Here is a 5,468-nt window from a genome sequence, read left to right as displayed (position 1 = left end):
GCGCCTGGGCTTTCTGGGGCTACTGACCTGCGGGTCCGGTCGCTGGCGGCTAGGCTCGTCCTATGAGCGCTCAGCCCGTTCACGATCTACGCTACAGCCCCAAGGCGATCCTGCAGTCCCTTCCCGAGCAGTACCGTCAGGAGTTCCTCACGCAGTACTGGAAGGCGCTGGAGGACGCTCGCGAACCCGGCGAATACCACCGAGTGCACGATGTTCTGCACCTGTGGTGGTTGTCCTCCCTCGCACTTGCGGACCCGGACTATGAGGCTTCCTTGCAGGAGGTCCTGAACGGCACCGCGATCACCGTCCCCATCGAAGCGGCCATCCCCGACTACGAGGAACGCCTAGCACGGGTGCGCGCGCAACGGGGCCGATGAGCTACCGATTCACCCTCCCCGTAGTCGGGGGGCGCCCGGCCGGCTGGTGCGCCGGCCGGGCGCTCGGGTCAGGAGTCGGAACCCAGCAGGACGCCTACGTGCCGCAACTGACGCACGCGGTCCCGCACGTCGAATTGCAGCCGTCGTCGGTCATGCGGATGAGCTGCTCGGCGGCCACGCCGGACTCGACGATGGACACGTCCAGTTCGTCGCGCCAGTCGGCCGCGTCCCAGCCTTCGGCGTCCGGGAGTCCGAGCGCGGGCGGTGCGAGCACTGCCGCACCTCCGGTAGAGCGGGCGGTCATGAAGGTCCCTCCTTCGTTAGGGCGGTTGGGTGGGATTCCCCGGTGCTTCCTCGGGCAGATCATTCGACCTCCTCGAAGAGCCCGGCGGTCTAGGGCCAGGTGACGACGACGGTTCCGTGCCGTTTCGGCAGGACCCCGGCCAACATGGCCGGAACGTCGGCTGGCTTGGGGACGTACTGGATGGACGCGGCACCACGGCGGTGGTGCTTGTCCGCCCACTGGCGCAGCAGCTCCACATACCGGTCGGCGAGGTCCTCGGCCGAGGGCCCGTGAGCGTAGACGCCGCTTTCGAATCCGCTGCCCATGTCGTAGTTCGGCCGCGCGGCCCGGTAGGCGAAGCTGTCGCCGCCGATCAGGACGGGCACGCCCCTGAGTGCCGGGCGCGCGAGCAGCTCCTGGTCGATGGCCTCCTGGCTCGCGTGCAGGAGCGCCATGTTCGGCTCGTTGGTGAGCAGGAACAGCGCCTGCTCATCAGGCATGTCGAACACGGCTCCGGACCAGCGTTCAATCCTCGGCAGGTGCAACGCCCGGCGCAGCGCGTCCACCTCGACCTCGAGGTCCTCGTCGTCGAGACGCAGCACCACCCCATCGACGATCTTGACGGTCCGCTCGGTGTGGGAGCCCGCCCCCTGGAACGGCACGAAGAAGCACAAGCCGTAGCCGCGGCTGACCAGGCCCGAGCTGTCGCGGTCGAACGCGATCCAGCGGGTCGTCCCTTTCAGCCGGAGCGGGACGACGATCCGGCCGTCGTCGGCAAGCTGGTCGATCCACGCGGGCGGAATGTCCCAGCTCCCGGCTGTGACGATGATCCTGTCGAACGGAGCGGCGTCGGGGACGCCCTCCTCCGCATCGGCTGCCACCACCTTGACATGGTGGTAGCCGGCTTCGTTGAGGCACGTGCGGGCCCGCTCGACGATGTCGGGGTCGATGTCCACCGTGGTGACGCGTCCGCTGTCGCCCACGAGCTCGGCCATCAGCGCGGCGTTGTAACCGCCGCTGCCGTACTCGCACACCCGCATGCCGGGTTCGATCTCGGCCGCTTCCAGCATGGTGGCCTGGAGGTGAGCGGCGGAAACGACGCTGAGATTCATGCCGTTGTCGTCGGTTTTGACAATCGGCGCGTTGTCCGGGGCGTAGGCGACCTCCAGCGGTTCGCCGGGCGTGAACAGGTGTCGCGGCACGATGGCGAAGGCTGCCTCCACACGCCCAGACTGGATCGCCCCCTGGTCGCGGAGTTCGCGCACCATGGCGGTACGCAGCGCCGTGGGATCCTGGACGTCGTTATCGGTGGCCAAGGTTGTGAGTCCCCTCTTCTTGGTTGTGATGGGCAACTGGTCGATGGTGGCTGGTGACAGGCTCCTCCGGGTTAGCCGCGCCGCCCCCCTTCGTTCTGGCTTGCCGACTGTTTCCTCGCGCTGCGCGATGGTGCGGCGCCTCTCAGTTAAGAGCGCGTTCCCGTCCGGTGGAAGGCATGACGGCGTAGTCTCGCCGTAGTCTCCCCGCCCCGATGGACCAGCCGATGACCGATGCCCCGCTGCTGCGCCACCCGCTCACCCACGTGCGCCATCTGCGCGGATGGAGCTTGAGCGATGTAGCTGACCTGGTAAGACGACGCTCCGGTCTGAACATGGCCACCCGCCGCGAAAAGGTTTGGCGGTGGGAAAACGGCCGTGCGGTGCCCGAGCAGGCAGCACAATTCGCCCTTGCAGCGGAGCTGGGAATCGACGCCCAGACGGTGTTGTATCGTCCTTGGCCGTCCTGGCTCACTGTGCTCGACGCACCACCGGCGATCGACGCGGCCTGGACGCCGCAGACAGCCGCTGACGCCATGGCGGAGTGCATGGAGATCGGACCGGAGATGGATCGGCGGGCGTTTCTGACGCTGTCGGGCGATGTCGCTCTTACCCTGGCGCGTGCCTGGGCCGCCGTCCCAGCGGCCAAGTTCGCCCATGCCGCTGGTGGCGGTACCACAGACGCCGAGGTCGTCACCTGGATCGAAAACCGCCTGGCTCAGCTGTGGCACCTGGACGACCTGATCGGCGGCGAATACTGCCTGAACCAAGCCCGAGCCGACCTGCGGTTGGTAATCCGACTGCTGAGACGCGGTCGCTCCCGCAGCGACATCGAACAGCGCCTGTACCGCGCGGCCGGTGAGCTGCTGCGGTTTTCCGGGTGGGCCGCCTTCGACGCCGACCGGCACGCCGCAGCCGAGCGCTACTGGCACGCGGGCCTGCGTGCTGCCGCAGCCGGTGACGATGCCCTGACCGGTGCCTACATCCTGTCGCAGATGGCCATGCAGCACACCTACGCCGGCGACGGCCCTACCGCCGTCAACCTCCTGGACGTGGCCCGCGACCGGATCGGTGCCGGTGCCTCCCGCACGGTACACGCGATGCTGGACGCCTGGCAGGTCCGTGCGCACGCCGTCGCCGGAGAGCCGCGTCAGGCGTTGCGAATCCTCGCCCGCGCCGATGCGCACTGGGAGAGGCGCGACGTTGAGGAAGACCCGCCGTGGATCTACTGGATGGCCCGCCCCTCGACCACGATCGAGGTCGGCATGGGCCTGGTGGCCATCGGCCATCCCGGAACCGCGGTCCGGCTGCTGGAGGAAGGCATGGCCGAACGCAGTGCCGATTACGCACGCGACACCGCGCTCGGGCTGGCCGCCATTGCCGAGGCCCAGCTGGACCAGCGTGATTTGGACGGCGCGATCGACACCGCGCGCCGCGCCGCCGAGACCGCGAGCGGCCTGGATTCCACCAGGGTCATCGACCGCCTGCAGGCGTTCGGGCGCCGCCTGCCCGCCCGCGCGCCCGCCGAGGAGTTCCGCAGCTACCTGAGCACCTTCTGATCGCTGAGGTATCGCAAGCTCTCAGTCCACCCGCAGTCGACAGCGACCGGGGGCCGGCCCGACGGGCGGAGGTCGGCCATCACGGTGGCCAGGCGCACCCATGGTCCCGCGCGATCAACGTGGATCAGTGATGTGGTGCCGCCCAGCCCGGCATGTCCTGCATATCCGACAGCAGGGCCGATGGTGCGGGTTGGTCGGCCGCGTCGGGCTGCGGTACCGGTACGGCCGGGCACCGGGTTCCGCGCGCGGGCAGTTTCAGCGAGATCAGGTAGTCGTCGATCGCGTTCGTGGCACAGTCGCCACGGCCGTAGACGCCATGCCCCCAGCCCTCGTAGGTGAGCAGTCGTGCCTCCCTCCCGATCTGGACGGCGGCGTGGGCCGCCCAGGCGTAGCCGGTGGCCGGGTCGTGCAGCCCGTTGACGAGCAGCAACGGCGGGCTGCCCTTCACCCGCAGGCGGTGCTGGGGGTTCGGGATCGGGTCCGGCCAGCCCAGGCACTCGGCGGTGAGCGTCAGGCTGGTCGGGACGATCCCCATGTCCGGTGCGATGGCCCTGGCGAGACGGAGGTGCCTGGCGTACTCCCGGTAGTCGCGGATCGGCCAGCGGAAATCCGCGCAGAAGAGCTGGAGAGGGTCGGAGATCTCCGGATCGGCCGCTGCCGACGCCCGCGGCTGATCCGCCGTCGCGCCCAGCAGCCGGGCCGCCGAGGCGGGCGGCTCCTGCGCGCCCGCGTCGAGGGCCACGAGCAGTTCGGCGAGTTCGTACCACGTGGGCACGTAGCCCGCCCGGAAGGCGTAGCGGATCACGTTCTCCCTGGTGAGCGGTCTGGCGGGGCTGCCGGGGTGGTGGATCTCACCGCGGTCGGCGCGGTCCAGCAGGCGGGTCCAGAACGCTCGCACGTCCTTGCCGTGCAGCGCGCACCGGGTCTCCCTGTCGCACCACTTCACGAACTCGTTGAAGCTGTCCTGAGCGAACGCGGCCCAACTGTAAAGGTAGGGGCCGGTGCCCAGGCTGTGATCCAGGTTGCTGTCCAGGGCGAGGGCGCGGATCCGGTCGGGGAACAGCTCGGCGTACATCTGGCCGGCCAGCGTGCCGTACGAGAGGCCGTAGAAGGTGACCTTCTCCTCGCCGAGCGCGCTGCGGATCGCGTCGATGTCGCGGGCCGCGCTCACGCTGTCGATGTGGTCGAAAACCGGCCCTGTCCGGGCACGGCAGTCGGCGCGCAGCCGCTTGCTGTAGTCGAGCCAGGCGTCGAACTCCGCCTGACTCTTGATGAGCGGGTCGGGGAACTGGAGAACCAGCGCGAGAGAGCACCTGATGGGGGAGCTGTCCCCCACGCCGCGGGGGTCGAATCCCACGATGTCGAACCGGCGCTTGAGCTCCGGACTGAAGTTGTTCAGGGACAGCGCATAGCTCACCCCGGAGGTGCCGGGCCCTCCGGGATGGAGGATCAGCGTGCCGATCCTGGCCGCGGAATCGGTGGCCCTGCGCCTGGCCACGGCCAGCTCAATCGTCGGTCCGCCCGGGTCCTTCCAGTCCACCGGAACGGCGAGCTTGCCGCACTCGGCGAAGGGGTAGCGCGGACACGGTGTCCAGCTGATCGTCACGGCCGGCGCCGCTGGAGCTACGGCCGTGGCCCCTGCGGGTGCTAACAGGGATAACGCCATGAGAGCCGCCAGGGCGACGGCGAGCAGTGGAACGGTTCTACGCACGCGATCTCCAATCACAGGCGTATGCCGATGTCCTCGACGCCACGATTGTCGATCAGTAAATATTTCGTGACAATAGTTAAGAATGACGTCATCGAGCCGGACCAGGCAGAGTCGTCCACGTCTGAGTGGGATGTCCTGGGCGTTCTCGATCGTTAGGCTCGAACGGTGAGTGCCGAGAAGACGCTGGTCCTGTGGGACATCGACCACACCCTGATCACCACCGGA

The 5,468-nt window shown here is 68.6% G+C and carries 5 protein-coding genes; 2 read left to right on the top strand and 3 right to left on the bottom strand.

Annotated features, from left to right (window positions below; genetic code table 11):
• Positions 1 to 62 precede the first annotated feature (62 nt).
• Positions 63 to 377: a DUF6247 family protein gene (locus Mth01_RS28845; protein ID WP_204019123.1), complete on the top strand. Its 315-nt coding sequence runs from the start codon at positions 63 to 65 to the stop codon at positions 375 to 377.
• A 94-nt stretch (positions 378 to 471) separates the two neighbouring features.
• Here the strand turns inward: Mth01_RS28845 and Mth01_RS28840 are convergent, their stop codons facing one another.
• Positions 472 to 681, bottom strand: coding sequence for an FxLD family lanthipeptide (locus Mth01_RS28840; RefSeq protein ID WP_204019122.1), 210 nt, complete (start codon positions 679 to 681; stop codon positions 472 to 474).
• Positions 682 to 770: 89 nt separating this feature from the next.
• Positions 771 to 1,976 (bottom strand): methyltransferase, FxLD system, encoded by a 1,206-nt coding sequence (gene fxlM / locus Mth01_RS28835; protein ID WP_204019121.1) that lies wholly within the window; start codon positions 1,974 to 1,976, stop codon positions 771 to 773.
• 212 nt (positions 1,977 to 2,188) lie between these two features.
• On the opposite strand from fxlM, the gene Mth01_RS28830 reads away from it, so the two are divergent.
• On the top strand, positions 2,189 to 3,532 hold the full coding sequence (locus tag Mth01_RS28830; protein WP_204019120.1) for a hypothetical protein: 1,344 nt from the start codon (positions 2,189 to 2,191) through the stop codon (positions 3,530 to 3,532).
• Between the two features lie 124 nt (positions 3,533 to 3,656).
• Here Mth01_RS28830 and Mth01_RS28825 read toward each other — a convergent pair whose 3' ends face one another.
• On the bottom strand, positions 3,657 to 5,243 hold the full coding sequence (locus Mth01_RS28825; RefSeq protein WP_204019119.1) for an alpha/beta hydrolase: 1,587 nt from the start codon (positions 5,241 to 5,243) through the stop codon (positions 3,657 to 3,659).
• Positions 5,244 to 5,468 lie beyond the last annotated feature (225 nt).

The organism is Sphaerimonospora thailandensis, from assembly GCF_016863115.1.
In the GTDB taxonomy this organism is placed as follows: Bacteria; Actinomycetota; Actinomycetes; order Streptosporangiales; family Streptosporangiaceae; genus Sphaerimonospora; species Sphaerimonospora cavernae.
This window is presented reverse-complemented; position numbering and strand designations above follow the sequence as displayed.